The sequence below is a fragment of the Mycetocola miduiensis genome, assembly GCF_900115155.1.
Classification (GTDB): Bacteria; Actinomycetota; Actinomycetes; order Actinomycetales; family Microbacteriaceae; genus Mycetocola_A; species Mycetocola_A miduiensis.
The window spans coordinates 92,838-116,706 of record NZ_FOVM01000007.1 but is presented as its reverse complement, the minus strand read 5'-3'; the positions used below and the strand labels follow the sequence as shown (position 1 = coordinate 116,706).

The 23,869-nt window shown below is 65.4% G+C and carries 24 protein-coding genes and 1 pseudogene; 6 read left to right on the top strand and 19 right to left on the bottom strand.

Translation table 11 applies throughout. The annotated features are described in order from the left end of the window. The first annotated feature begins 6 nt into the window (after nt 1-6). Entirely contained in the window at nt 7-192 is a 186-nt protein-coding gene (locus BM197_RS16345) for a hypothetical protein (protein WP_177216827.1), read from the top strand. Nucleotides 193-410: 218 nt separating this feature from the next. Here the strand turns inward: BM197_RS16345 and BM197_RS16850 are convergent, their stop codons facing one another. From BM197_RS16850 to BM197_RS12260, 4 genes are all read right to left on the bottom strand, one after another. Beyond that, nucleotides 411-1,175 carry a TolB family protein gene (locus tag BM197_RS16850; RefSeq protein ID WP_090711927.1) on the bottom strand — a complete coding sequence of 255 codons (765 nt, stop codon included), beginning with the start codon at nt 1,173-1,175 and terminating at the stop codon, nt 411-413. A 227-nt stretch (nt 1,176-1,402) separates the two neighbouring features. Next, the gene (locus BM197_RS12265; RefSeq protein ID WP_090711925.1) at nt 1,403-1,870 is read right to left on the bottom strand and encodes a hypothetical protein; all 468 of its coding nucleotides are present in this window, start codon (nt 1,868-1,870) and stop codon (nt 1,403-1,405) included. Beyond that, nucleotides 1,839-1,964 carry a hypothetical protein gene (locus BM197_RS16745; RefSeq protein ID WP_281247435.1) on the bottom strand — a complete coding sequence of 42 codons (126 nt, stop codon included), beginning with the start codon at nt 1,962-1,964 and terminating at the stop codon, nt 1,839-1,841. The genes BM197_RS12265 and BM197_RS16745 overlap by 32 nt, the downstream gene beginning before the upstream one ends. Nucleotides 1,965-2,123: 159 nt before the next feature. Next, nucleotides 2,124-2,771 (bottom strand): dihydrofolate reductase family protein, encoded by a 648-nt coding sequence (locus BM197_RS12260; RefSeq protein ID WP_090711923.1) that lies wholly within the window; start codon nt 2,769-2,771, stop codon nt 2,124-2,126. Between the two features lie 155 nt (nt 2,772-2,926). On the opposite strand from BM197_RS12260, the gene BM197_RS12255 reads away from it, so the two are divergent. Then, the gene (locus BM197_RS12255; RefSeq protein WP_245762524.1) at nt 2,927-4,873 is read left to right on the top strand and encodes a glycoside hydrolase family 15 protein; all 1,947 of its coding nucleotides are present in this window, start codon (nt 2,927-2,929) and stop codon (nt 4,871-4,873) included. 265 nt (nt 4,874-5,138) lie between these two features. Further along, nucleotides 5,139-5,891: an SRPBCC family protein gene (locus BM197_RS12250; RefSeq protein ID WP_090711921.1), complete on the top strand. Its 753-nt coding sequence runs from the start codon at nt 5,139-5,141 to the stop codon at nt 5,889-5,891. 131 nt (nt 5,892-6,022) lie between these two features. Here the strand turns inward: BM197_RS12250 and BM197_RS12245 are convergent, their stop codons facing one another. The 6 genes and pseudogenes from BM197_RS12245 to BM197_RS12220 all read right to left on the bottom strand — a co-directional run bounded on the left by BM197_RS12245 (nt 6,023) and on the right by BM197_RS12220 (nt 10,176). After that, nucleotides 6,023-6,856, bottom strand: a complete 834-nt coding sequence (locus BM197_RS12245; RefSeq protein ID WP_090711918.1) for a sugar nucleotide-binding protein — start codon at nt 6,854-6,856, stop codon at nt 6,023-6,025. Nucleotides 6,857-6,975: 119 nt separating this feature from the next. Continuing rightward, entirely contained in the window at nt 6,976-8,007 is a 1,032-nt protein-coding gene (locus tag BM197_RS12240) for an AAA family ATPase (protein ID WP_090711916.1), read from the bottom strand. A gap of 39 nt (nt 8,008-8,046) precedes the next feature. Beyond that, entirely contained in the window at nt 8,047-8,382 is a 336-nt protein-coding gene (locus tag BM197_RS12235) for a hypothetical protein (protein WP_090711914.1), read from the bottom strand. A gap of 149 nt (nt 8,383-8,531) precedes the next feature. After that, on the bottom strand, nt 8,532-8,990 hold the full coding sequence (locus tag BM197_RS12230) for a CHRD domain-containing protein (protein WP_090711911.1): 459 nt from the start codon (nt 8,988-8,990) through the stop codon (nt 8,532-8,534). Nucleotides 8,991-9,154: 164 nt separating this feature from the next. Next, nucleotides 9,155-9,553: pseudogene (locus BM197_RS12225) on the bottom strand (MmyB family transcriptional regulator); the annotation flags it as partial. Nucleotides 9,554-9,597: 44 nt separating this feature from the next. Continuing rightward, nucleotides 9,598-10,176, bottom strand: a complete 579-nt coding sequence (locus BM197_RS12220; protein ID WP_245762523.1) for a GIY-YIG nuclease family protein — start codon at nt 10,174-10,176, stop codon at nt 9,598-9,600. Between the two features lie 291 nt (nt 10,177-10,467). Here BM197_RS12220 and BM197_RS12215 point away from each other — a divergent pair, with 291 nt between their 5' ends. Both BM197_RS12215 and BM197_RS12210 read left to right on the top strand, forming a co-directional pair. Beyond that, a complete protein-coding gene (locus tag BM197_RS12215) occupies nt 10,468-11,100 on the top strand; it encodes a hypothetical protein (protein WP_090711908.1) in 633 nt (210 codons plus the stop codon). Then, entirely contained in the window at nt 11,097-11,876 is a 780-nt protein-coding gene (locus BM197_RS12210) for a PspA/IM30 family protein (protein ID WP_090711906.1), read from the top strand. The genes BM197_RS12215 and BM197_RS12210 overlap by 4 nt, the downstream gene beginning before the upstream one ends. Nucleotides 11,877-11,896: 20 nt before the next feature. Here BM197_RS12210 and BM197_RS12205 read toward each other — a convergent pair whose 3' ends face one another. From BM197_RS12205 to BM197_RS12195, 3 genes are read right to left on the bottom strand one after another with little or no spacing between them, the layout of a single operon-like run. Next, nucleotides 11,897-14,374: an ATP-dependent DNA ligase gene (locus tag BM197_RS12205; protein ID WP_090711904.1), complete on the bottom strand. Its 2,478-nt coding sequence runs from the start codon at nt 14,372-14,374 to the stop codon at nt 11,897-11,899. A gap of 3 nt (nt 14,375-14,377) precedes the next feature. Continuing rightward, a complete protein-coding gene (locus BM197_RS12200) occupies nt 14,378-14,668 on the bottom strand; it encodes a DUF488 domain-containing protein (RefSeq protein ID WP_090711902.1) in 291 nt (96 codons plus the stop codon). 32 nt (nt 14,669-14,700) lie between these two features. Continuing rightward, a complete protein-coding gene (locus BM197_RS12195) occupies nt 14,701-15,294 on the bottom strand; it encodes a PadR family transcriptional regulator (RefSeq protein WP_090711900.1) in 594 nt (197 codons plus the stop codon). A gap of 204 nt (nt 15,295-15,498) precedes the next feature. On the opposite strand from BM197_RS12195, the gene BM197_RS12190 reads away from it, so the two are divergent. After that, nucleotides 15,499-16,002 (top strand): DUF3145 domain-containing protein, encoded by a 504-nt coding sequence (locus BM197_RS12190; RefSeq protein WP_090712126.1) that lies wholly within the window; start codon nt 15,499-15,501, stop codon nt 16,000-16,002. Nucleotides 16,003-16,165: 163 nt separating this feature from the next. On the opposite strand, the gene BM197_RS12185 is transcribed toward BM197_RS12190, so the two are convergent. The 6 genes from BM197_RS12185 to aceE form a co-directional block, all read right to left on the bottom strand. Then, nucleotides 16,166-17,404, bottom strand: coding sequence for a beta-ketoacyl-[acyl-carrier-protein] synthase family protein (locus BM197_RS12185; protein ID WP_090711898.1), 1,239 nt, complete (start codon nt 17,402-17,404; stop codon nt 16,166-16,168). A 115-nt stretch (nt 17,405-17,519) separates the two neighbouring features. Further along, complete coding sequence (locus BM197_RS12180) at nt 17,520-17,768, bottom strand: acyl carrier protein (protein WP_090711896.1); 249 nt, start codon at nt 17,766-17,768, stop codon at nt 17,520-17,522. An 85-nt stretch (nt 17,769-17,853) separates the two neighbouring features. Next, nucleotides 17,854-18,858 carry a beta-ketoacyl-ACP synthase III gene (locus BM197_RS12175; RefSeq protein ID WP_090711894.1) on the bottom strand — a complete coding sequence of 335 codons (1,005 nt, stop codon included), beginning with the start codon at nt 18,856-18,858 and terminating at the stop codon, nt 17,854-17,856. A gap of 47 nt (nt 18,859-18,905) precedes the next feature. Further along, on the bottom strand, nt 18,906-19,820 hold the full coding sequence (locus BM197_RS12170) for an ACP S-malonyltransferase (RefSeq protein WP_090711892.1): 915 nt from the start codon (nt 19,818-19,820) through the stop codon (nt 18,906-18,908). 100 nt (nt 19,821-19,920) lie between these two features. Then, nucleotides 19,921-21,120 (bottom strand): PucR family transcriptional regulator, encoded by a 1,200-nt coding sequence (locus BM197_RS12165; RefSeq protein ID WP_090711890.1) that lies wholly within the window; start codon nt 21,118-21,120, stop codon nt 19,921-19,923. An 18-nt stretch (nt 21,121-21,138) separates the two neighbouring features. Continuing rightward, nucleotides 21,139-23,865: a pyruvate dehydrogenase (acetyl-transferring), homodimeric type gene (aceE, locus tag BM197_RS12160; RefSeq protein WP_090711888.1), complete on the bottom strand. Its 2,727-nt coding sequence runs from the start codon at nt 23,863-23,865 to the stop codon at nt 21,139-21,141. Nucleotides 23,866-23,869: the final 4 nt, after the last annotated feature.

Here is a 23,869-nt window from a genome sequence, read left to right as displayed (position 1 = left end):
GCAACCATGGATTGGTTCACAATTGGCGCGTTGGTCGTCATTGGTGCCGTCGCAGTGCTTGTAGCCCGCTGGGTGTCTGGGGTGAGCGGGTCCCGGCGGTCCAGCCCTGGCGATCGCGACGACCTGGACACCCTCGAGTGGAAGCATGACGACATCAAGCGGGGAACGTCCCCGGAGAATTCGGGGCTGTGAAACGCTGAAGGCATCAAGGGCCCTTTGAGACGACGAGCTAGTCGGCTGTTCGCTTTCCTGGCAGGTGCACCCCACTTCGCCCCAACGACGGCACGCCCGTCGAGCGGCGCGGCTCGGTCGTCGGCGCCAGGAGTGGAGAGACCAACGGCGCCACGCCGGAGGCCAATGATCGTTGCCCAGACCGGTAGTGATTCGCCGGCCTGGGCTGCCCTCGGCTGTCATCGCGAAGATGTCCTCGTTCCATTCCACAGGATCGGCGGCCCCAGGGTCGCCGATCGGAGAGATATAGACGATGGACTGCCCGTCCGGAGACCAGGCAGGCTCGAACAGGCCCTTCTCTCCTTCAGCCAGGAGAGACTGTCCGCTGCCATCCCGATTGACGGTCCAGAGTTCTTCCCGAGACCCGCCGCGAGTCGTGCTAAAACGAGGCGCTCACCGTCAGGGGACCAACTCGGCCAATTGCCATTAGAAGCAAGCAGTCGACTGCCACCACCGTCGCTCTCCATGACGTGAATGTTGGTGCCGTCATCATGCAACGTCACGTAGGCGATGTGCGTGCCGTCGGGCGACCATGACGGGGCAATCTCGAACACGTCAGCAGTACCGGTCAGGTTGCGGATTCCCGTGCCATCAGCGTTGATGACGCAGATGTCGGCTCTGCCTTCTTGCAGATCGACCGCGGAGGTGAACGCCAAGTGCGTCCCGTCTGGAGACCAAGAAGGCATCGCCTCAGCGTGAGAACTTGTGGTCAGCTGGACCTCATCGGAGCCGTCGGTTCCCATGAGCCAAAGGTCGTAATTGCCTGAACGATCGGACGTGAAAGCGATGGGACGTGTGGCGGGGTCGACCGTTCGGGATGCCCTCGATTCGACGCACAAACCTTCTCCGGACGAATCTGCTCCGGTCTGGGCGGTGCAGCCGCTGACAGTAAAAATTATCGCCACGAACGCGATCCCCACGCCGTGACGCCCTGCATGGTGCATTCCGCCGCCTCCGTCGCCCTGGTTTGGTTGTCAACCCAAGGGCGGCGACTAGCCACCCTTTGCTCGGAACCCCTCCTGCATACTCTGCGGAAGTCGCGCGTGCAATGGGTCGGTGCCTCGCCAGCTGCGCGTGCTCCCAGCGACAGTGAACACTCTCTTTTCGTCTCTGAGGTGGCGAATGGTGACTATACGACCGGTGCTCTTCTGGCTCTTTGGCCATGCAGCACTCACCCTTCGCGGAAGCGCACACCTGAACTTTTCAGCTCGAGTTTGGCGAGCGCGCGGGTGATGCCCTCCTCGCCGCGCCGCCATGCGCCCATCACGTCTGGATCAATCCTCGTGAGGGTCGAGATGTCCTGGGTGGCCAGTGCCCGCAGGGCGAGCAGGTCGATGCCGGCGCCGGATTTGACGGCTGCCTTGGCCTGTCCGGCCTTTCGCGCGAACCGGATGCGGGGGATGAGCCACAGCAGGAGGATTGTGACTACCGGTAGCACGGCGATTCCAATGCCGAGGCCGGTTGCGAGCTGGTTGACGGCGACTTGCTGACTCTGCCCGGCCGCCTCGAGTGCGCCGCCGGCCCCGCTCGCGTCGTCGACTCCTGGCAGCAGAAAGTTCGCTTCGAGCGGCGGAAGGAATCCGGGAACCTCTGGCAACACAGCGCGGCTATCGCGGATTCCGACCGTGGTCCTCGACATCGGGCTCCGCCCGTAAGGCGTCGGCGATTTCTTCCTCCGGACGCGGCGCGATCGACTCGTCGACCTCAAGCTCTGGAATGGTCGGCTCATGCATGCCTGGAGGGTGCTCCTGAGAAGAGCGCTCGATGTGGGAAGACACTGCGAATCCTTCGGTTGGCGACATCCTCAGCGTATACCGAGTGGAGTCTGCGGGCAGGCACGACCTACCTAGGTGCAAGTGAAGGGGCGAGGGCACCCATGCCTCGAGAGGCCGTTATGCGGTCTTCCGGTCGAAGGTGAGGTGGGTCACCCCGCTGGGCGCCGAGACCGCCTCGATGTCGTAATCGGCCTCGAGTCCCTCCAGCCCGTCCCACACCCTGACGCCACGACCGAGCACGATCGGCACCTGGACCAGGTGCATGTGGTCGACCAGACCGGCGGCGAGGAACTGGCGCACGACTGTTGCGCCTCCACCGATGCGGATGTCGCGCCCTTCGGCGGCCGCACTGGCGGCGTCGAGCGCCTCGACCGCTGTGGCGTCAAGGAAGTGAAAGGTGGTACCACCCTCCATCCCGATCGACGGTCGCGGGCGGTGAGTCAGAACAAACGTCGGCGTGTGAAAGGGCGGGTTCGCGCCCCACCAGCCTTTCCAATCGGGGTCGTCCTGCCAGCCGGGCGGGCCGAACTTGCCGGCGCCCATGATCTCGGCGCCGATGCCCGGCTCATTCTGCTGGGCGAACGCGTCGTCGACGCCGGCAGTACCGCCACTGCGTTCCAGGATCGGGGCACCGAAGCGGGTGGCGAACATCCACCCGGCCAGCCGCATGCCGGCGTGCCCCATGGGTGCGTCGAGTGCCTGGCCCTCGCCGGTCGCGAAACCATCCAGCGAAATGGAGAGGTTGTGAATGCGGGTCTGTGTCATCTGCTCGCTCCTTCTACCCGGCTCTGAGTATGGCGCGCAATCGGCGCGTGTGGCCAGAAGAATCTTGCCCGCGGCGTAGTGGCCTCGCTCGATGAGCGCACTCCGGCAGGCGCCACCCCCTCGCGCAGGAGGGGTGGCGGGAATATGGTGCATCCGTGACTGCAGCGAAGAAGACAACTTCTGTTCAGGAGCCGGACTCGACAGATCGTCCGTACCCGATCGAGGACTACGCGCTCATCGGAGACCTGCACACGGCGGCGCTGATCTCGCGGAAGGGCACGCTCGACTGGCTGTGCATGCCGCGCTTCGACTCCTCGTCCATGTTCGCTGCGCTCGTCGGCCCCGAAGACGCCGGTCACTGGACGCTCGCCCCGCGCGGCAAGGTGACACACACCGAACGCGCGTACCTTCCCGGCACGTTCGTTCTCCGCACGCTCTGGCGCACGGAGGAGGGTGAGGCGGAGGTGATCGAGTTCATGCCGCTGCACGACCAGCGCGCCAACCTCGTGCGGCGCGTGCGCGGGCTGCGAGGCAAGGTGTCATTCCGTCAGATCCTGCGCCTTCGATTCGATTACAGCGCCGCCGTGCCATGGATCCGCCAGTTGCCGTATGACGGCGGCACAGCTCTTCTGGCGACAGCAGGTCCGGATGCCGTGCTGATCCAGGGGCCGCGTTTGCGAGCAGACGGACTGCGGCACATCGCCGACTTCGAGGTGGTCGAAGACCAGATCGTCGACCTCGTGCTGACCTGGTACAAGTCCTATCTCGAGCCGCCTGAGCCGACCGATGTCGATGGCGCCCTGCGACGCACTGTGGGGTGGTGGGAGGACTGGGCCCGTCGAAGCAACCCGCCGGCGCCGTTCGACGAGCAGGTGCAGCGGTCACTTCTGGTTCTGCGGGCCCTGACCCACGAAGACACCGGGGGTATCGTCGCCGCCGCAACGATGAGCCTCCCCGAAGAGGACGGCGGGGTGCGCAACTGGGATTACCGATACGTCTGGCTTCGCGATGCTGCCCTGACGATCGGCGTGCTCATGACACATGGGTACCGTGACGAGGCGGAGGAGTGGCGGCAGTGGCTGCTGCGCGCGATCGCCGGCGACCCCGCGGATGTGCAGATCATGTACGCGCTGGGCGGCGAGCGACGGTTGCCCGAGTTCGAGGTGCCGCAGCTATCCGGCTACGGTGGCGCAGTTCCCGTGCGGGTCGGGAACGCGGCCTATCTACAGCGCCAGTGGGACATCTTCGGTGAAGTGATGGTGGCACTGCACGGCGCGCGCACCGCCGGCCTCGAAGAGTCCGAGGCGTCCTGGCCGCTGCAGCTGGCGCTGTTGAAGTTCCTCGAGGAGAACTGGCACAAACCCGACCGGGGCATCTGGGAGATCCGCGGCGAGGAGCGGTACTTCACCCACTCGCGCGCCATGGTGTGGGCGGCTTTCGACCGCGGCGTGCGCGGCATCACCGAATTCGGACTTCCGGGCGACGCGGAACGGTGGGCGTCACTTCGCGACCAGGTGTACGAGGAGATCATGGCGCGGGGCTTCGACGCCGAGCGCAATACTTTCGTGCAGCACTACGACACCGGTGCGGTGGATGCCGCGCTGCTGCAACTCCCGCAGATCGGGTTTCTCGAGCCGGATGATCCTCGGATGCTGGGCACGGTCGCTGCCCTTGAGGACGAGCTGATGGTGGACGGGCTGCTCCTGCGTTACCGCGCGGAGACCGGAGTCGACGGACTGGCCGGAACGGAGCATCCGTTTCTCGCCTGCTCGTTCTGGCTGGTCGAACAGTACGCCGCATCGGGGCGCGTGCTCGACGCGAGGAAGCTCATGGGCCAGCTCACAACACTGGTCAACGACCTGGGGTTGCTCAGCGAAGAGTACGACCCCGTTCGACGCCTTCAGGTGGGAAATATCCCGCAGGCACTGTCGCATTTGAGTCTGGTGCGCGCCGCTGATGCCATCGCCGCTGCAGAGAAGGGGCAGGAGCAGGAACTGCCGCTCGTGCGAGGAGAATCTGAGGGCGACCAGGCAGCCGCTGCGAACGAGACGGGTGACGAAGAGCTTCCGGCGGCGACGGGCGAGACCACATCGAAGACGTGAGCTGCCCCGTTCCGGCAGCATGAAGCGGCGGGCCGCCGTAGGGTGACTCGCCGCTCTCGTCTTAGCCAGGCGTGTCGTTGTTCTGGTGGGAGGATCGCCCCGTCGAGGGCGACGTCGGGCACGGTGCCTGGCGCGCCGCCCGGGACGGGGAATGGTCCTGTTGCTCGTCGACAAATGCAAGGGGGTATCCCGTCTCGACGGCGCCTGCCTACAGTTGCGAATCGGTGCGCATACACGCACCAGAACACTCAGAGAAGGAGACGACATGAGCACGAAGGTCGAAAAGAGCATTCTCGTTAACGTCCCGCTCAGCATCGCGTACAACCAATGGACCCAGTTCGAAGAGTTCCCTCACTTCATGAGAGGCGTCAAGTCCGTCACTCAGCTCGATGATCAGCACCTCAAGTGGGTTGCGGAAATCGCTGGTGTCCGTCGGCAGTGGAACGCGACCATCCTGGAGCAGGTGCCCGACAAAAAGGTGTCGTGGGCTGCGACGGAGGGGGCGACGAACGCTGGCTCGGTGACCTTTGAGGATGTCGGAGGCGGACAGACGCAGGTGCATCTTGTCCTCGAGTACGAGCCCGAGGGCCTCGTTGAGAAGATCGGTGACAAGCTCAACGTGGTCGAGAACCAGGCCGAGGGTGACCTGGGCCGGTTCAAGGCATTCATCGAATCCGAAGGCTATGCCACGGGAGCGTGGCGAGGATCCGTTGACGCCGGCGCCGCTGCCGATCAGCCGGGCGTTGAGGCCGCGGCCGAATCACGGGGTGACAGCGGTAAGGCGGGCATCTCGGGCAAGGTCGCCGCGGGCGTCGGAATCGCTGCTGCTGCCGCTGCTGCTGCCGGTGTGGCCGCCGGCAAGAAGAAGAACGAGGACACGGATTTGGAAGCGGACGTCACACTGACGCCTGACACTGACGCGCTGCCGGAGACGGTGTACCCGGTGGAGGGGGACCCGACCCTCATGGAGACAGACCCGCTGCTTGACAGGGGCCGCCCCGCGGGTGGAACTCTCTAGGAGCCGCCCAAGCAGCTCGGTTGAAGCACCGGTCGCCAGCCACCCGCTCACACACAAGACGGGTGGCTGGCGGCATGAGTGGGGTCGGAACCGGATGTCGCGGCGCGCTCCGGCGGGCTGATCGCTGCGGCTCAACCCCGGTGGTTGGGTCGGACGATGACATCGTCGTACCCCGACCGGTACGTCGGATAACTCAACGAGCCAAGCAGGTTTAAGAGCCGCGCCCCGCTTAGAATCGTTCCACTTTCCACTTCGGGCTGGAGTCTGGGCGGCAGATCGACGTTCAGTCGCTCGGCGATGTGAGCGACGACCTCGCCCAGTGGTGCGGGGGACTGGTCCACGGCGTGCAGGATCGACGGCGGCGCGTCGTCCGTGAGCATCCGTTTCAGAGCGCGAACGAGGTCGGTCTCGTGGATTCGGTTCGTTCGTCTCGCATACTGGACCGGTGCGCCAGCGCGCACCGTCCATATGAGGAATTCACGACCAGGTCCGTAGATTCCCGCGGGCCGCACAATGTGGGCGTTGAACAGTTCGCGAGCCCGGGCTTCGCCGGCGAGTAGCATCCTGCCACGGTCGGTGGTGGCTTTGGGGTCGTCGTCTTCGGTGAGTGCGCGCTCGTCCGTTCGCCCTTCGAAGACCCGCGTCGAGGAAACATAGACCACCCGGTTCGGGACGCGAGGCAATGCTGCTGCGAGGTGGTCCAGAGCCGTGACATACGCGTCTGGGCTTCCGGAAGGGTCTTGAGTGCCGGGTGTCAGGGTGATGACCATCGCATCAACGTCAGGGAGTGGGGTCTGCGCTGGCAGTGCCAGGTCGATCTCAATGGCGGCGAACGATGACGGAAGCTGGCCGATGTTGCGGCGGAGAGCGAAGACCTGGTCGCCGCACTCGACTAAACGCAGCCCCAGACGAGTGCCGAGTTTGCCGCACCCGACGAGAAGGGTACGGCGAGGCGTTCCCGACATGCGCGCCTCCCAGCTGTGACCACGAATCTCACTTGAGCCTAGCGAGAGCGGTGACACACATTCGGCCTCTGCCGTCGTGTGCGGCTGTGGCATCCCGCCGACGGACGGCACCAAATCGGTTAGGTCAGCCAGCGCCACCATCGGGATGGTTCGGGCTCCGGTAACTCTGGCGCCAGTTCTTCACCCAGGGCGCGCGCGGCCGAGACGATGTCCTCCGTCGTGAGCGTCATCACGTCGTCACGATCGAGCGCGTCGAGACTCCGGTCCTCGTCGAGCGACAGCCGCAGCGCCTGGCGATTGAGCGCCTGTTCGAACAGTGTGCGGGCAAAGCGCGCGTTGCCTGAGTCTTCACCGGCGTGAAGGCCGTCGAGGATGCGGCGCAGCATCTGATCAGCGCCGGGCTCCAGTGTGTATTCGTGCTGCGCGAGAATCTGGTTGAAGATCGTCTGGAGCGCGTCAAGGGAGTAATCAGGGAAGGCGATCTCGCGGGCGAACCGGGAGCGCAGGCCCGGGTTGGAGAGCAGGAATGACTCCATCAGTCGAGGGTAACCGGCCACAATCACCACCAGGCGATGGCGGTGGTCCTCCATCCGTTTGAGCAGGATCTCGATCGCCTCGGGGCCGAAGTCCATCCGGCCGTCCTCAGGAGCCAGGGCGTACGCCTCATCGATGAACAGAACACCGTCCAAAGCGCGCCGGATGACGCGGTCCGTTTTGATGGCGGTCGCGCCGACATACTGCCCGACGAGACCCGACCGGTCGACTTCGACGAGGTGTCCCTTCTGCAACAGCCCGACCGCCCGGTACATCTCGGCGAGCAGTCGCGCGACGGTGGTCTTGCCGGTGCCAGGGTTTCCGAGAAACACCAGGTGCTGGGATGTTGCCACTTCCGGCAGACCATGCGCCTTGCGCCGTGCCTGCACCTGCAGCAACGCCACGAGCGCCCGCACCTGCTCCTTCACTGTCTCCAGCCCGACCAGGGCGTCGAGTTCGGCCTGCACCTCCTCAAGCGGTCGTGCGGGCCCTGGCCGCCCACCGAACAGGTCACCCACCAGATCATCGACACGTTCGGAGCCCGGCAGTTTGAGTTGCTCGGCCAGGTGGCTGACGGTTTCGCGCAGGTCTTCGAGCGGATTGCGTTTGGCAGGCATCAGTTTCTCCCTGTGTCGGTTATGGGCTCGCCGAGTGTTTCAGCCGACGGCTGAACCGGTTTCCCACAGCGGGTGGATCGCTATCACGAGCACGATGAACGAGCCCGCGGCGACCGTGAGCGCTACCTCTGAACCGTAAACCGGTCGGCGAGAAATCGAGCGCCGACCGAGCACGGCGGCATAGACGCCGGTAACGACGGCCGACCAGGTGAGGAGTACCCAGCCCAGCAGCCAGGTGAGGACGAAAAACGATTCCGCACTGTCACTGAGGAATCCGACGGCATCGGCGACGCCGGGTAGAGCGGCGGCCCCGGCCGCCAAAGCAAGAGCAAAGACCGGGACCCCCACTGTCGCGCGCGGCTGAAGTCGCTCCATGCGCCCAACCTAATCCCAGAACGGGAGGCATGACAATGAGGACGGGCGCTCCTGTGGCAGGCGTTGCCCACGGGATCACCTGTTCCGGATCCAAACATCCGGCATGACGGATGTTTGGATCCGAAACGCGTGAAGTGGCGCGGCAGCCGTCAGTCGAGCTGACCGCGCGCCGCTCCAGCCGGGAAGTCGACGTTGTGCACGTTGACGTAGTAGTTGCCCGGGTCAGAGTCGAGCGCCGCGGCGAGCGCATCATTGTCGACACAGCCGGCGGAGTAGCCGTCGGTTGGGGCCTCAAGCGGCTGTACGACCGGACCTGCCGTGTTCTCATCGCCGACGTGGATGTGCGCTGCTGTGGCTGGCGCGATCCTCCGGATGAAGACGTTGTAGCAAACGGTACCGTCGGTAGTGTCCCATCGGACGAAAGCGAAGCCGCGAGCATCCGGGTCCCCAGGGCCCGGTACTTCCGCTGCGCCGGTCAAACGGGTGAAGGAGAAGGGAAGGAAGCTTCTCGACGAGTCGGCCGTTGTCGCCGTCGCGGCTGTGGGGAGCGCCACAGCGCCCACGACCAGACCGAGCGAAGCCACGGCTGCCATGAATCGTGTGCGCATGTCGGATCCTTTCGGTAGTTCAGGGAGCGCGCCCGAAATTGACCGTATGTACGCGGAAGGGAGCGCTCGATCATGCGTTCGTAGACGGTATTACTCGGATGCCCGATCGATGTCAACGGTCGGCCGACGTCACGCGTTGCATCCGCAGACCATGGCGCGCTGGTTCAGCCTTTGGGCAGAGCGACGCTCCGGTTGGCCGTCAGGGAGGCGAGGATTCCGAGCCGCTCTGCGGAGGGTGATCCGGGGCGCGCCTGTGTAGATCATGAGGATGAGTCCGGGCTCGGCGGTGATGGCGAGTTCCACGTACGCGAGGATGAGCTCGCCCACGTCGGGGTGGTGGAATCGCTTCGTTCCGGTGTAGTGGCTCCGCGCATCGTGCGCGCCCCAGAGCGCGCGGAACGTCTCATTCTGCGTCGACAGTTCGCCGACGAGGTCCTGCTTCCCGCGGTCGTGGGGTCTCGGCCGGCTTCCGCCCGCATGATGGCGACGCAGATCTGAGCAAACGTGTCCCAGTCCGGGTAGAAGTCCCGCGAGGCCGGGTCGAGGAGCTGGAAGCGGGCGGCTCGCGCAAGCGGGCCGCCCTTCGGCGTCATACCGAGAAGCGAGTTCAGCCGTGAAGCGCCGCCTGCTGGCTCCGCCACAGGGCGTACTGCGCCCACGGGTCATCGATGCCGGCACGAAGAACGTCGATGTGCGCGAGGATCTCGTCGCTGGCCGCGAACCATTCGCTGCGATCGAGACGGTGCGCCGCGAATTGTGCGTGACGCTTCCGCTCAGTCAGCCGGTTCCCGCGTTCGAACGCGAGAAGTTCGTCATGACGGATGCCGGCGAAACGCTGGCGGGGATTGACGCTCGTCCCGATCTTTATCCGATCCCCGTACCGGAGGTAGTACACGACGTCTACCCGTGGGGCGACGCTCTCACCGTCGGGGATGTCGCCCAGTCTCCATTCGCAGACCGCGCACAGCCACCCGGACGGATAGCGCACTCCCAGGCGCGCCCCGCACGCAAGGCAGGGTGTCGGCAACAGGTCGGACACACCGGCATCGTGCGCCACCCAGTCGTGGGCGATCTGAAGGTGGTAAGGGCACAGGCCCAGCGGCGCATCGTCCTCGACCGCTTCGCTACAGGGCTCGGGGTCCGTAATCATGCACCGGCGTGTGGCGCGAACTGAACTGACGGGCATGGCTCAAGGCTACGTCCATCGGCGCGACCAGACTACGACGCACGAGCCAGGGACCCGGTTTACGCGCGGCTGCAGATGACCTGCCAACCGCCCGAGCGCCCTAGAAGCGGAGGGATGAGAGGGGTAGCCTAGCCCGTGAGACGTGGTGCGAGGCAGTATCGCGTGGCTGCTTGATGAAGGCGAACTGATGAACTCCAACACGCAAAACGGGGTCAGGTCGAGGAACATCCCTGACGGCGTTGCAGCGCGGTCACGCCGCCCCAACGTCGGCGCCCATAAACGGCGGTCATCATGGACGAGCTAGGCTGGCTGCTCCTCACCTTCGGATCGACGGTTGTTGTCACCAATGTTGCGCTGGTCCTCGCTGTACGCTCCGTCTACAAACGGATGCGCCGCAACCTCGCCATCAACGGCACGACCCTGCGTTTCCGCGCACGGCTGAGCTCGGGGCCGCAACGTGAGGTCCTCAAGCTGCGGGTACGACTCAAGGAGACCCTCGACAGCGGCCAGGCTGCGATCGACCTCGCCGTGCGCAACAAAGGCCCGCGCGGTGAGCTTCCCCAGCTCTTTCGGCGTCTCCAGGGCGAGGCCGCTCGATTGGACTCGCAGTTGCAGCTCCTCGAAAGCGAGAGGGACTTCGGCGTTTTGGCTCAGATGCTGCCCACCGCCCGCCAGCGAGTCGATCAGGTCGTCCAGCTGGTGCGGCGGGTGCGCTCGGCAGTCGGGTCCGGGCTCGAGGAGACCTCGGACGACAGTCTGAACGCGTTGCGTTCCGAGGTCGACCGCGAAGTGACGGCAGTGCGCGCCGGTATGCAGGAGCTGCATGAACTCAACGGGTGGGGCGTTCTCCCAAAGCGCACCGCGGCGCATCCGACGCCTTCCCAGGGGTGGAACACAAGCATTGAGCACGGGGGCAAAACATGAGCAACACGTCACGGATTCGAAGCATCCTGCGCAGCAAGACGTCGCGGGGCCTCGACAAGGTTGAAGATCCGCGCGAGTTGCTCGACGACAGCTACGACCAATTGGTGAAAATGCTCCAGCAGGTGCGGCAAGGGCTCGCCGAAGTCGCGACCGCAAAGAAGCGGATCGAGTTGCAAGGCCAGGAAATGGGCGTCCGCTACGGTCGGCTGGCCGGCCAGGCACAGGAGGCCATGGATCAGGGCCGTGAAGACCTCGCCCGCGTCGCATTGGAACGGCGTACCTTCCTCGAGAGCCAGGTCGCCACCCTCCGCGAGCAATTCATCGCGCTGCAACGGCAGACGGTTGGATTGCAAGACAAGGAGCGCCGTCTCGCCGAACGTGTCGACGCCTTCCGGATCGAGAAGGAAACGATCAAGGCCAGTTACACGGCGTCGCAGGCGCAGGTGAAGGTGAACGAGGCGCTGGGCGGTATCGGCTCCCAGATGAACGACGTGGGCGACAGCCTCGAACGCGCCCGCGAGCGGGTGGCACAGATGCGGGCTCGCGCCGCCGCCACCGACGAGCTGCTCTCCAGCGGTGCTCTGCGTGACCTCACGGCCGCGCCGGATGCCGATATCGAGCGACAACTGGCAGCACTTGTGGTGAACGCGGATGTCGAGCGTCAGCTGCAGTCGATGAAGAAAGCCCGGGTGTCAGATCCCGCCGAAAGCTCCCGTTCACAGACCGAAGGTGCAAACGCCTGGCTGAGCATCGGACAGGGACCCGAAGCGCCCTAAGCGTGATGGGCCGACGAGAGTCATTCGACCCTCACGTCGGCTGGCGATTTGTCGGGCCGCCAGCCACGCCATGACGAGTGACGCAGCGACCCCGCGCTCGTCCACTCCATATAGGTGACTTCACCGACGAGCTCGGGTTCAATCCATTGGGCGTGCAACAGTTCGTCCCGCGGTGCATCATGCACCGGGGGAGACTTTCGCGCCAGAGCCCGGAATCGGGTGAGCATCGCGCGTCGCTCCGCGTCAGAGAACCCGGTGCCGACGCGGCCTGCGTAACGGATGCCGTCGGCATCCGGAATTCCGAGAACCAGCGATCCAATGCCACCGGCGGCGCTGCCGTTTCCGGGGCGCCAGCCCACGACGACGACCTCCTGGGTCCGCTGGTGCTTGAGCTTGATCCACGCGCGGGATCGGCGCCCCTCGGTGTATCCGCTGTCGCGAACCTTCGCGATGACCCCTTCCAGGCCGAACGACGTACTCGATGCGAGCGCCGCCTCGATGTCGCCGTCGAATTCCTCCGGAACCTGCACCGGCCCGGTCGGTGTGACACTGGCTGCGAGAGCTGCTCGGCGGACGTCGTACTCGTCCGCCGTGATGTCGTGTCCGTCGAGCTCGAGCAGGTCGAAGAGCATCAGTTCGATCGTTGCCGAGCGGGCGGCAGACTCTTCCTCGGTCAGGCCGGCACGGGACTGCAGGAAGCCGAAGTTCGGTCGGCCCTTGCGATCGAGCGCGACGATCTCCCCATCCAGCACAGCGGATCGCGGTTTCACAGACTCCCGGAGCGGCTTCACCAGTTCGGAGAACGTCGCAGTGAGGTCCTTGCCGTTTCGGCTCATCAACCAGACGTCATCACCGTCCAGGTAGACGACGGCGCGGTATCCGTCCCACTTCATCTCTAGGGCCCAGTCCTCATCAGCATCGAGGTCGGCGGCCGTGCCGGTGGTCGCCAGCATGGGGGAGCGCAACGGGCGGGGAACCGGGGCGGCCGAGGAAGCAGCGAATGCCGGCAGGGATGTCACGGCCGCCCTGCGCAGTTTGGATTCCGGCTTCTTTTTTGTGCCGTCCATGAGGTGGATCAGCCAGTTGTTCTCTGCACCGGGCCGGCTCGTGTGGATCAGCGCGTAGCGGCGGGGAACGCCGCCAAGACCTCCGCCCGGTTTGCCGGTCAGGGTTGCGATGACTTCTTTGCCCTCGCGCCACTTCTCCAAGTCGAAGGTCCCCGAATCCCAGATCGTGACTTCACCCGCCCCGTATTCTCCTTTCGGAATGGTCCCTTCGAACGTGCCGTATTCGAGCGGGTGGTCCTCCGTCTGCACCGCGAGGTGGTTTTCGGCGCCATCCAGCGGCGGCCCCTTGGGAACTGCCCACGACACCAGCACGCCGTCGTATTCAAGGCGGAAGTCGTAATGCAATCTCCGCGCATGGTGCTCCTGGATCACGAACGAATTACCGGTCGACAACGGCGCGACAACATCCGGAACCGGCTCAGGTGTCTTCGAGCCGTCCCGCATGCTGCGGTACTTCGAGAGGCGGTCCCGGGCCTCAGGGGTGGCTTCGAAACTTTCCAGGTGACGCGGGGTCGGCTCGAGCCCCGCATCGCGTGAGGCCAGCAGCGGGGACAGGATGTCTCCGTGCTTCGCCACGCGGTCGAGCACCTCCTCGAAATCGAGATGCCTCAGTGACGGCGCCGCGAGTTCGTCCCAGTTGCGCGGGGCAGCCACCATCGGAGTCAGCCTGCCGCGAAGCGAGTACGGTGCGATCGTTGTCTTCGCCTGGTTGTTCTGGCTCCAGTCGACGAGTACCTTGCCGGCACGCAGCGACTTCTTCATGTCGCTGACGATGAGGTCCCGGTGGTCGGCCTCGAGTGCGCGCGCGAGTTCATGCGCCACAGCCGATACCTGATCCGACGTCCACCGCCCGTCAAGCGGAGCGTACAGGTGGATGCCTTTGCTTCCGCTCGTGACCGGGAGTGGGTCCAGCCCCATATCGGTGAGGATGTCGCGAGCGAGGCGGGCGACCTCGGCGCACCCCTCGAGGCCGACGCCCTCGCCCGGGTCGAGGTCCAGGACCAGCCGGTCGGGTTTGCGGCGGCCCCCTGTCCGTTCGAACTGCCACTGAGGCACGTGGATCTCGAGCGCAGACATCTGCGCTAGCCACACCAATGTCGCGCGGTCATTCACCAGTGGGTATTCGTTCGGGCCGCCGCTGTGCTCGATCGAGCGCCGGGCGACCCAGTCGGGCGCTGATTCGTCGAGGTTCTTCTGGTAGAACACGTCGCCGGGATGCTCCGCTGTTCCCACTCCATGGACCCACCGTTTGCGGGTGGCTGGACGGTTGGCCGTGTACGGCACCATGATCTCGGCGATCTCGGCGTAGTACCGGAGAACGTCGGCTTTCGTGGTGCCGGTGGCCGGGTACATGACCTTGTCCAGATTGGTTACGGTGATCCTCCTGCCGTCGACCTCGACCGCCTGCCGTGCTCCTCCGCGGGCCGCCACCGGCTACACCGCTTCCGGAATCGGCGGGTACGTGATGGTTGTTTCTTCGACCTGGGCGAACGTGGTCATGTCGGTCATTGTACGTCGCAGGCCGCCGAGCGCCTCGAGCCGGCGGCAGCCGAGCCCGAACCCCGGCCGGCTGGTTCGCAGTTCGTCCTCACCGAACTGCGGGATGTGGCGCGAACGAGGAATGCTCCGGATGTCGACCACAACCGACACGCCATGGGCCTGCAGCAAGGCCGCAAACTCCTCGATCGGGTGCGTCGACTGACCAACGGTGAAAGTCTCGCGCATGCGGGGCAGCGTATCGCCGTTGTGGTGGTTGCTCAAGCCACTGTTGCGTCGGGCGGCTGCGGACGCCGACCGCGCTGCGGGCGGCTGCCGCGGAGCGGCAGGGCGGGATCGGTGGTCGTGAACGCCTCTCGAGTCTCGTCGAGCCAGGCCAGCGCCGCCTGTGCCCAGAGCCGGGAGGCTGACCTGGTGACCCGAGGGCGGACGGCCGGGTCGGCGTCGGCGTCCTTGAAATCCGCCACGTAGGAACGCCAGCCCCGCTCATGCCGGTTGAGCAGACCCGCCCAATCCGTAGCTGGCAGGCTCGAGCCGATGAGGATTTGGTCGAGGAGGTCGGCCCATGAGCGCGGGTCGGGGGCGACCGGGACCGCGAGCCACCGGTCCACTGCGTCGGCACCGCTGGCTGTGAGTGTGTACAGCGGCAGGTTATCGTCCGTCGTCGATCCCGACGCGACAAGACCGCTCCGGCCGAGGCGGTCGATCGTGCTGTAAACCTGACCGACGTTGAGGCCGACCCGATGCGGTGCACGCGTGACGAGTTCGTCCCGCAGAGCCAAACCGTATCCGGGGCCCAGAGAGAGGATCGCGAGAATGCCGTCCTTGACCGCCATGACACCTCCATTGCTCATTGCTTCGTTGAACTCTACCGGGTATAGATCAGCGGCGAGCAGGCCGAAAGCAAGGACATCGTTGTAGTTCCGCCGTTGTTATTTGGCTGCTGACTGGGGCATAATGACTGCAACGGCCTTATGCCGACAATTTCACACGATGCTGCACGCTTTGGCATCTCCATGGTCGTTGGGGAAGACGTACCACAGGAGATGGAGGAGAAGATGATGGCATCAGTCGCACGAGGGGTGATTTTGGTTCACTCCTCTCCGCGCGCGCTCTGCCCGCACGTTGAATGGGCGGCTGGGCGCGCTCTTGGTCGTGCCGTGAACTTCGCTTGGGAGGACCAGCCGGTCCTCAAGGGGGCACAGCGGACCGAGTTCTACTGGGAGGGCTACCAGGGCATGGGAGCAGCTCTCGCGTCAGCCCTGCGCGGGTGGGAGCACCTCCGATTTGAGGTGACCGAAGACCCGACCCCCGGCTCGGATGGCGGCCGCTGGTTGCACACGCCTGACCTCGGGATCTTCTTCGCCCAGACGGACACCGCGGGAAACATCGTCGTGCCGGAGGATCGCATCCGTTACGCCATGGAACTGGCGGGAACGAACGCAGACGAACTGCACCGCGAACTGCGGATCGCCCTGGGTTCAGCCTGGGACGATGAGCTGGAACCGTTCAGGCACGCATCCGATGATTCCTCGGTGATCTGGCTTCACAAGGTCGGTTGATCGTCCCGCGCTCAAGCTGCAGGACCCGCGGATGTGGCACCATGCGCTCCGATTGGTGATTTCCCGGTCGGTTCGCCGTTGAAACAGCGAAGTCCTGTGAACAGAAGAACCCCCGACGGATCACCGCCGGGGGTTCTGTTCTGCGAGCCAGCAGCTGCGTGACTCAGTAGCTGCGGAATGCCACGACTGCGTTGTGGCCGCCGAACCCGAATGAGTTGCTCAGCGCGAGCACGTCGCGTGATCCCAGGTCACGAGGTGTCGTGACCACATCGAGTGGGATCGCCGGGTCCTGCTCGGAGAGGTTGATCGTCGGCGGAGCGGTGCGCTCGTGCAGCGCGAGGATGGTGAAGATCGCTTCGAGAGCACCGGTGCCGCCGAGGAGGTGACCTGTGGCAGCCTTCGTCGCCGACACCGCGATGTTCGGGAGGTGGTCGCCGAAGACGCGGAGCAGCGCGTTGTATTCGGCGATGTCGCCGACCGGCGTGCTCGTCGCGTGCGCGTTGACGTGCAAAACGTCGCTCAGGCTCGCGTCTGCCCGCTCGAGCGCTCCGAGCATGGCGCGGGCTGCGGCTGACCCTTCCGGGTCGGGTGCCGTGATGTGGTACGAATCGCTTGTGACCGAACCGCCGGCGAGTTCCGCGTAGATGCGGGCGCCGCGGGCGAGCGCGTGCTCTTCGGTCTCGAGGACGATGGATGCTGCGCCCTCGCCGAGCACGAATCCGTCACGGGAGACGTCGTAGGGGCGGGATGCCGTCTCCGGGGAGTCGTTCCGACGTGACAGGGCCTGCATGGCCGAGAACGCAGCGATGGGCAGGGGGTGAACGACCGACTCGGTTCCACCGGCGATGACGACGTCGGCGAGTCCCGCCTGCAGGTGCTCGTAGGCGTTGGCGATGGCTTCGGTGCTCGAAGCGCAGGCGGAGACGTCGGTGCGGGAGTATGCGCGCGACGGAATGGACATGCTGATTGCGGCCGAAGCAGCGTTGGGCATGAGCATCGGGATCGTCATCGGCAGGACCCGTCGGGGACCCTTCTCACGCAGCGTGTCCCAGGCGTCGAGGAGGGTCCAGAGGCCACCGATGCCGGTTGAGTAGTCGACGCCCACGCGAAGTGGGTCGACGTCGTCGGGGGAGCCGGCATCCGCCCAGGCCTCTCGGGCGGAGACCAGTGCGAACTGGCTCGAGGGGTCGAGGCGCTTGACCTCCTGGCGTTCGAGAACCTCAGAGGGCCGCACCTTCGCCTCACCGGCGAACGTGACGGGCAGGTTGTGCTCAGCGACCCAGTCGTATTCCAGGCTTCGAATGCCGGACTCGCCCGCGAGCAGTGCCTTCCAGGACTCTGGAGCGGTTCCGCCGAGCGGCGAACTGGCACCGATACCGGTGACGACGATTTTCTTGGTCATGCGTGGAACTCTCCTGGTGCTGGTCAGCGATACGAAGGGGAATGGCACGTCCGCGAGAGCGGGAGACGAGACCGGGACTTGCTCGGTCCGGTCTCCCGCACATCACTGAAACGGGTTAGGCCTGCGCCTTGACGATGAAGTCGACGGCGTCGCCGACGGTCTTGAGGTTCTTGACCTCTTCGTCGGGGATCTTGACGTCGAACTTCTCTTCTGCATTGACGACGATCGTCATCATCGAGATCGAGTCGATGTCGAGGTCATCCGTGAAGGACTTGTCGAGTTCGACGGTGTCTGCGGCGATGCCTGTCTCGTCGTTGACGAGTTCAGCCAGACCGGCGAGGACTTCTTCGGTGGACAGTGCCATGGTGTTATCTCCTTGAGTATCGATTGACCGTGAAACAGTCTATTGGGGTGGGTAGCGCGTGAATCGCGCGCCGGGCCGGGAAAATTCAGGGCAGGACGACGACCTGCGCCGCGAACACGAGGCCGGCTCCGAACCCGATCTGCAGGGCGAGGCCGCCGCTCAGTTCGGGGTTTTCCTGCAGCAGGCGGTGCGCAGCCAGCGGGATCGACGCGGCGGACGTGTTGCCGGTGGTTTCGATGTCTCGTGCGATCGCGACGCTCTCCGGAAGCTTCAGTTGCTTCGCGAACTCGTCGATGATGCGCATGTTGGCCTGGTGGGGGATGAAGGCGGCCAGCTGGTCGGGCGTGATGCCCGCGGCCTCGATGGCCTGCTTGGCGACCTTCGCCATGTCCCACACTGCCCAGCGGAAGACGGTTTGCCCTTCCTGGCGGAGGGTGGGCCATTCGGCTTCTCCACGGCGGTACTCCTGAAGTGTCGCGTTCATGGCAACAGCGCCGGCCTTCGAGCCGTCGGAACCCCAGACGGTCGGGGCGATTCCGGGGTACTCGCTTGGGCCGATCACTGCGGCGCCGGCGCCGTCACCGAGCAGGAAGGAGATCGACCGGTCGGTCGGATCGACGACGTCCGAGAGCTTCTCAGCGCCGATGACGAGCACATAGGTGGCCGCGCCTGACCGGATCAGCGCGTCGGCCTGGGCGATCGCGTACGGATAGCCGGCACACGCCGCGTTCACGTCGTAAGCGGCGGCGGGGTTCGAGCCGACGCGGTCGGCGACCACGGCCGCCATCGACGGGGTCTGCTGAATGTTGCTGATCGTCGCGATGATGACGGCGTCAATGAGCGCGGGGTCCACACCGGAGACCTCGATCGCCTCTTTTGCGGCATCCGTCGCCAGATCCACAGCGAGGAGGTCCTGGCTGGCCCGGGTGCGGGTGATGATGCCGGTGCGCTGGCGGATCCACTCGTCGGACGAGTCGATCGGCCCGATGAGGTCTTCGTTGGGAACGGAGATGTCGCCACGGGCCGCTCCGAACCCGAGGATCCGGGTGAAAGCCGGCCCCTGGGACTGTCGCAGAATTGGTGTAGTCAATGCGTCTCTCTCGTTTGGCGTGGAAGTAGGGCGAGGTCGGTCGGCGGTCACGCTGCGAGCAGGTCGACGGCGGCCGGAAGATCGTCCGGGGTCTTGATGCCGACGGCGGGTACGCCCTTCAGGCCGCGGCGGGCCAGTCCGGTGAGGGCGCCGGCCGGGGCCAGCTCGATGATGCCGGTGACGCCGGCCGCTTGCATCCCCTCCATCGTGAGGTCCCAACGAACGGGCGAGGCCACCTGGCCGACCAGAAGCTCCACGAAACGGGAGCCGGAGTCGACAACGGTGCCGTCGGCGTTCGTCCAGAGGGTGCGCACCGGGTCGGATGCCTGCAGCGACTGGGCGGTCGAGTCCAGTGTCGTGCGGGCGGATTCCATGTACCGCGTGTGGAATGCTCCGGCGACCTGGAGGGGGAGTACGCGCGTCCCGGCGAGGGGCGCCGCGCTGAGTTCCGCGAGAGCGTCGAGCGTCCCGGCGACGACGATCTGGCCGCCGCCGTTGAAGTTGGCCGGCTGCAGCCCGAGCTCGTCGAGCCGGCTGAGGAGCGCGTCCTGGTCTCCACCCAGGACGGCGCTCATCCCGGTGGGCACGGCAGCAGCGGCTTCAGCCATCGCTGTCGCCCGTGCGGCGACGAAACGCATCGCCGTGAGTTCGTCGAGCACGCCGGCGACGACAGCGGCGGTGATCTCGCCGACCGAGTGCCCAGCGACAGCGGTCGCGGCAGGCAACCCTCTGTTCGCCGTCAATGCGCGGAGGGTGAGGAGACCGGCGGCGACGATGAGCGGCTGGGCGACCCGGGTGTCCCGGATGGTGTCGGCGTCTGAGGTGGTGCCGTGTGCGACGAGGTCAAGGCCAGCGACCTCGGAGTACTGCTCGAGGAGTGTCCTGTTTGCCGGGTCTTCGAGCCACGGGGTGAGGAAGCCGGGCGTCTGGGAACCTTGACCTGGGCATACGAGAACAATCACGGTACAAGTCTGCCAATCGCTGTGCAGATGCGTGTGTTGAACACCACACAAGAATGGCAGGTTCCCTTGTGCATGTCACACATACCGCAACGGATGCTTCTCAGCGCCTCCGCTTGACGGCATCCGGTTCGGCGATGGAACCGAGGATGAGGGCGGACTGCAGGATCAGCGCTTCGCGAGCGCCGGTGGCGTCCCAGCCGATCACATCGGAGACCCGTTTGAGGCGGTAACGCACGGTATTCGGGTGGACGAAGAGTTCGCGCGCGGTCGCCTCGAGCGACCGGCCATTGTCGAGGTAGCACCACAGCGTGGTCACCAGTTCGGTGGAGTGCGCCTGCAGCGGGCGGTAGATCCGCTCGATGAGGGTTGTGCGTGCGAGCGCGTCTCCGGCGAGGGCGCGCTCCGGCAGCAGATCGTCGGCCTGGACGGGCCGTGGCGCGTGACGCCAGGCGCGCGCAACGGCGAAACCGGCCAGGGCGGCGCGAGCGCTCTTCGACGCTTCGACGAGCGTCGGCACAGCATGTCCAAGAACGAGATACCCGGAACCGAAACCCGGCTCAAGCTGGGTGGCGATCTCGACGAAGCTCAGCGAAGCCGCGGTGCCGATCTCCTCGTCATCGACGCCGTGCGAGGTTTCCGCGCGCCCGATGACGAGCACGAGACGTCCGCCCTGCACTCCAATGAGCACGTCCGCGGCCATGTGGCGTGCCGTGCGGCGCAGCTGGTCGACGTCCAGTTGGGGCGGGGTGGTGCCGACGAGCACAGCGACCTCGCCGTGGCCGTGCCAGCCGAGTGCGGCGATCCGGCTCGGCAGTTCGTCATCGGCTTCACCCGAGAGAATCGAGTCAACGACGAGAGCTTCAAGACGAGCGTCCCACAGACCGCGCGCTTCGGCGGCGCGGGCGTAGACATCGGCGGCAGCAAAGGCGATCTCCCGCGAGTACAGGAGGATGCCTTCGCGAAGGTCCTCAGCGCCACCGTCCTTCAACCGCGCTTCGACGACCTCGACCGTGACGCGGATGAGCTGCAGCGTCTGCTGCAGGCTCACCGAGCGCAACAATTCCCGTGGAGCCGCACCGAAGACATCCGCCGCGATCCATGGTGTCGACTTGGGGTCGTCGAACCACGCGATGAACGAGGCGATGCCGGCTTGGGCGACCAGGCCGACCGCCGACCGCCGCCCTGGCGGCATTTCTGCGTACCAGGGCAGCGTGTCTTCGAGCTTCTTCAGCGTCGTCGTCGCGAGTTCGCCAGACAGCCTTCGCAGCCAGGCGAGGGTCTCACTTTTCGATCGTGGCACGGGCGCGGAGCTGATGCTCTAGCTCTCACCACCGGCGTTGCCGGTGGTTCCCGCGTTGACGTCATGAAGCTTGTACTTCTCGATCGCTTGGGCGGGCACTGAACGGTCGACCTCGCCGCGGTCGGCGAGCAGTTCAAGAGCGCGGACCACCATGGAGGGCCCGTCGATCTTGAAGAACCGCCGTGCCGCAGCACGCGTGTCCGAGAAGCCGAAGCCGTCGGCGCCGAGCGTCGCGAAGTCGCCCGGAATGAACTGCCGGATCTGGTCGGGCACAGCGTGCATGAAGTCCGAGACGGCGACGAAGGGTCCCTTCGCCTCCTGAAGCTTCGCTGTGACGTACGGAACCTTCTTCTCGGCATCCGGGTTGAGGAAGTTGTGTTCCTCGGCCTTGATGCCGTCGCGGCGCAGTTCGGTCCATGACGTGACCGACCAGATGTCGGCGGACACGCCCCAGTCATCTCCGAGCAGCTTCTGGGCTTCAATGGCCCACGGAACCGCGACGCCGGATGCGAGAAGCTGCACCTTGGGGCCGGGAGACGAGGACTCGTTGAGCTTGTAGATGCCTCGAATCAGGCCGTCGACATCGAGGTTCTCGGGCTCGGCCGGCTGCACGATCGGCTCGTTGTAGACGGTGAGGTAGTACATCACGTTGGGGTCTTCGTGCTGTCCGCCGTACATCCGCTCAAGGCCGGAGCGCATGATGTGCCCGATCTCGTAGCCATACGCCGGGTCGTACGAGACGGTGGCCGGGTTGGTGGATGCGAGAAGGTGCGAGTGACCGTCAGCGTGCTGGAGTCCTTCACCGGTGAGGGTCGTGCGACCGGCAGTCGCGCCGATGATGAACCCGCGCGCCATCTGGTCGCCGGCGGCCCAGAAGGCGTCGCCGGTGCGCTGGTACCCGAACATCGAGTAGAAGACGTAGATCGGGATGAGCGGCTCACCCTGAGTCGAGTACGACGTGCCGACGTTGGTGAACGCGGCGGCGCCACCGGCCTCGTTGATGCCAACGTGGAGGATCTGGCCCTGTGGGCTTTCCTTGTACGCCAGCAGCAGTTCGCGGTCGACCGACGTGTAGTGCTGGCCGTTCGGGTTGTAGATCTTCGCGGTCGGAAAGAACGCGTCGATGCCGAAGGTGCGTGCCTCGTCGGGGATGATCGGGACGATCCGGTTGCCGAAGTCCTTCGACCGGATGAGGTCCTTGAGCAAGCGGACGAACGCCATCGTCGTGGCGATCTCCTGGGTGCCTGAACCCTTCTTCGCGATCGCATACGTCGACTCGTCGGGCAGGGTCAGCTGCGTGTACTTGGAACGGCGCTCCGGCACGTAACCGCCGAGGGCCTTACGGCGTTCGTGCAGGTACTGGATCGCTTCGTCCGTGTCGCCCGGGTGGTAGTACGGCGGCAGGTACGGGTTCTCTTCAAGCTGCGCGTCCGTGAACGGGATACGCATCTCGTCACGGAAGGTCTTCAGGTTGTCGAGGGTCATCTTCTTCATCTGGTGGGTCGCGTTGCGACCCTCGAACGACGGCCCGAGACCGTAACCCTTGACCGTCTTCGCGAGGATGACCGTCGGCTGCCCCTTGTGCTCGGATGCCGCCTTGAACGCCGCGTAGACCTTGCGGTAGTCGTGACCGCCGCGCTTGAGGTTCCAGATCTGGTCGTCGGAGTAGTTCTCCACGAGCTTGAGAGCGCGCTCGTCGCGACCGAAGAAGTGCTCGCGCACGAACGCGCCGCTTTCGGCCTTGTAAGTCTGGTAGTCGCCGTCAGGCGTGACGTTCATGAGGTTGAGGAGCGCGCCGCTGTCGTCGCGGGCGAGCAGGTCATCCCATTCGCGGCCCCAGACGACCTTGATGACGTTCCAGCCAGCGCCGCGGAAGAAGCTCTCCAGTTCCTGGATGATCTTGCCGTTACCGCGCACGGGCCCGTCGAGCCTCTGCAGGTTGCAGTTGATGATGAAGTTGAGGTTGTCGAGGCCTTCGTTTGCTGCGACCTGGAGCTGTCCGCGGCTTTCGACCTCGTCCATTTCACCGTCGCCGAGGAACGCCCAGACCTGCTGGTCGCTGGCGTCCTTGATCCCGCGGTTCGTCAGGTACTTGTTGAGCTGCGCCTGGTAGATCGCGTTGATCGGTCCGAGGCCCATCGACACCGTCGGGAACTGCCAGAAGTCGGGCATGAGCCGGGGGTGCGGGTACGACGAGATGCCGTTCGGTGCCTGTGACTTCTCCTGCCGGAAACCGTCGAGCTGGTCGGTCGACAGGCGTCCCTCGAGGAACGCGCGGGCGTAGGTGCCGGGGGAGGCGTGGCCCTGGATGAAGATCTGGTCGCCGCCGCCTGGGTGGTCCTGGCCGCGGAAGAAGTGGTTGAACCCGACTTCGTACAGCGCGGCGGATGAGGCGTAGGTTGAGATGTGCCCGCCGACACCGATCCCGGGGCGCTGTCCTCGGTGCACCGTAACTGCGGCGTTCCACCGGATCCAGGCACGGTAACGGCGTTCGATGTCTTCGTCGCCGGGAAACTCAGGTTCGTTCTCGGGGGCGATCGTGTTGATGTAGTCGGTGGTCGGGACCATCGGCACACCAAGGTGCAGTTCACGCGAGCGCTTCAAGAGGCTCAACATGATCTCGCGGGCCCGGCCGTGACCGTGTGCTGCGACGAGCTGATCGAGTGACTCTTGCCACTCGGCGGTTTCTTCGGGGTCTTTATCGAAGTTGTTCACCGAGTAGGGGTCCTGGTCGTTTACAGTCACCCGT

Excerpts from the sequence above, each read along its gene's own strand:
- BM197_RS16345 (WP_177216827.1), top strand. The coding sequence starts at position 7 with ATGGATTGGTTCACAATTGGCGCGTTGGTCGTCATTGGTGCCGTCGCA.
- BM197_RS12235 (WP_090711914.1), bottom strand. The coding sequence starts at position 8,382 with ATGGAGCGACTTCAGCCGCGCGCGACAGTGGGGGTCCCGGTCTTTGCT.
- BM197_RS12230 (WP_090711911.1), bottom strand. The coding sequence starts at position 8,990 with ATGCGCACACGATTCATGGCAGCCGTGGCTTCGCTCGGTCTGGTCGTG.
- BM197_RS12220 (WP_245762523.1), bottom strand. The coding sequence starts at position 10,176 with ATGCCCGTCAGTTCAGTTCGCGCCACACGCCGGTGCATGATTACGGAC.
- BM197_RS12245 (WP_090711918.1), bottom strand. The coding sequence starts at position 6,856 with ATGTCGGGAACGCCTCGCCGTACCCTTCTCGTCGGGTGCGGCAAACTC.
- BM197_RS12180 (WP_090711896.1), bottom strand. The coding sequence starts at position 17,768 with ATGGCACTGTCCACCGAAGAAGTCCTCGCCGGTCTGGCTGAACTCGTC.
- BM197_RS12265 (WP_090711925.1), bottom strand. The coding sequence starts at position 1,870 with ATGTCGAGGACCACGGTCGGAATCCGCGATAGCCGCGCTGTGTTGCCA.
- BM197_RS12240 (WP_090711916.1), bottom strand. The coding sequence starts at position 8,007 with ATGCCTGCCAAACGCAATCCGCTCGAAGACCTGCGCGAAACCGTCAGC.
- BM197_RS12185 (WP_090711898.1), bottom strand. The coding sequence starts at position 17,404 with ATGACCAAGAAAATCGTCGTCACCGGTATCGGTGCCAGTTCGCCGCTC.
- BM197_RS16850 (WP_090711927.1), bottom strand. The coding sequence starts at position 1,175 with ATGCACCATGCAGGGCGTCACGGCGTGGGGATCGCGTTCGTGGCGATA.
- BM197_RS12260 (WP_090711923.1), bottom strand. The coding sequence starts at position 2,771 with ATGACACAGACCCGCATTCACAACCTCTCCATTTCGCTGGATGGTTTC.
- BM197_RS12190 (WP_090712126.1), top strand. The coding sequence starts at position 15,499 with ATGATGGCATCAGTCGCACGAGGGGTGATTTTGGTTCACTCCTCTCCG.
- BM197_RS12250 (WP_090711921.1), top strand. The coding sequence starts at position 5,139 with ATGAGCACGAAGGTCGAAAAGAGCATTCTCGTTAACGTCCCGCTCAGC.
- BM197_RS16745 (WP_281247435.1), bottom strand. The coding sequence starts at position 1,964 with ATGCATGAGCCGACCATTCCAGAGCTTGAGGTCGACGAGTCGATCGCG.
- BM197_RS12200 (WP_090711902.1), bottom strand. The coding sequence starts at position 14,668 with ATGCGCGAGACTTTCACCGTTGGTCAGTCGACGCACCCGATCGAGGAG.
- BM197_RS12195 (WP_090711900.1), bottom strand. The coding sequence starts at position 15,294 with ATGAGCAATGGAGGTGTCATGGCGGTCAAGGACGGCATTCTCGCGATC.
- BM197_RS12210 (WP_090711906.1), top strand. The coding sequence starts at position 11,097 with ATGAGCAACACGTCACGGATTCGAAGCATCCTGCGCAGCAAGACGTCG.
- BM197_RS12215 (WP_090711908.1), top strand. The coding sequence starts at position 10,468 with ATGGACGAGCTAGGCTGGCTGCTCCTCACCTTCGGATCGACGGTTGTT.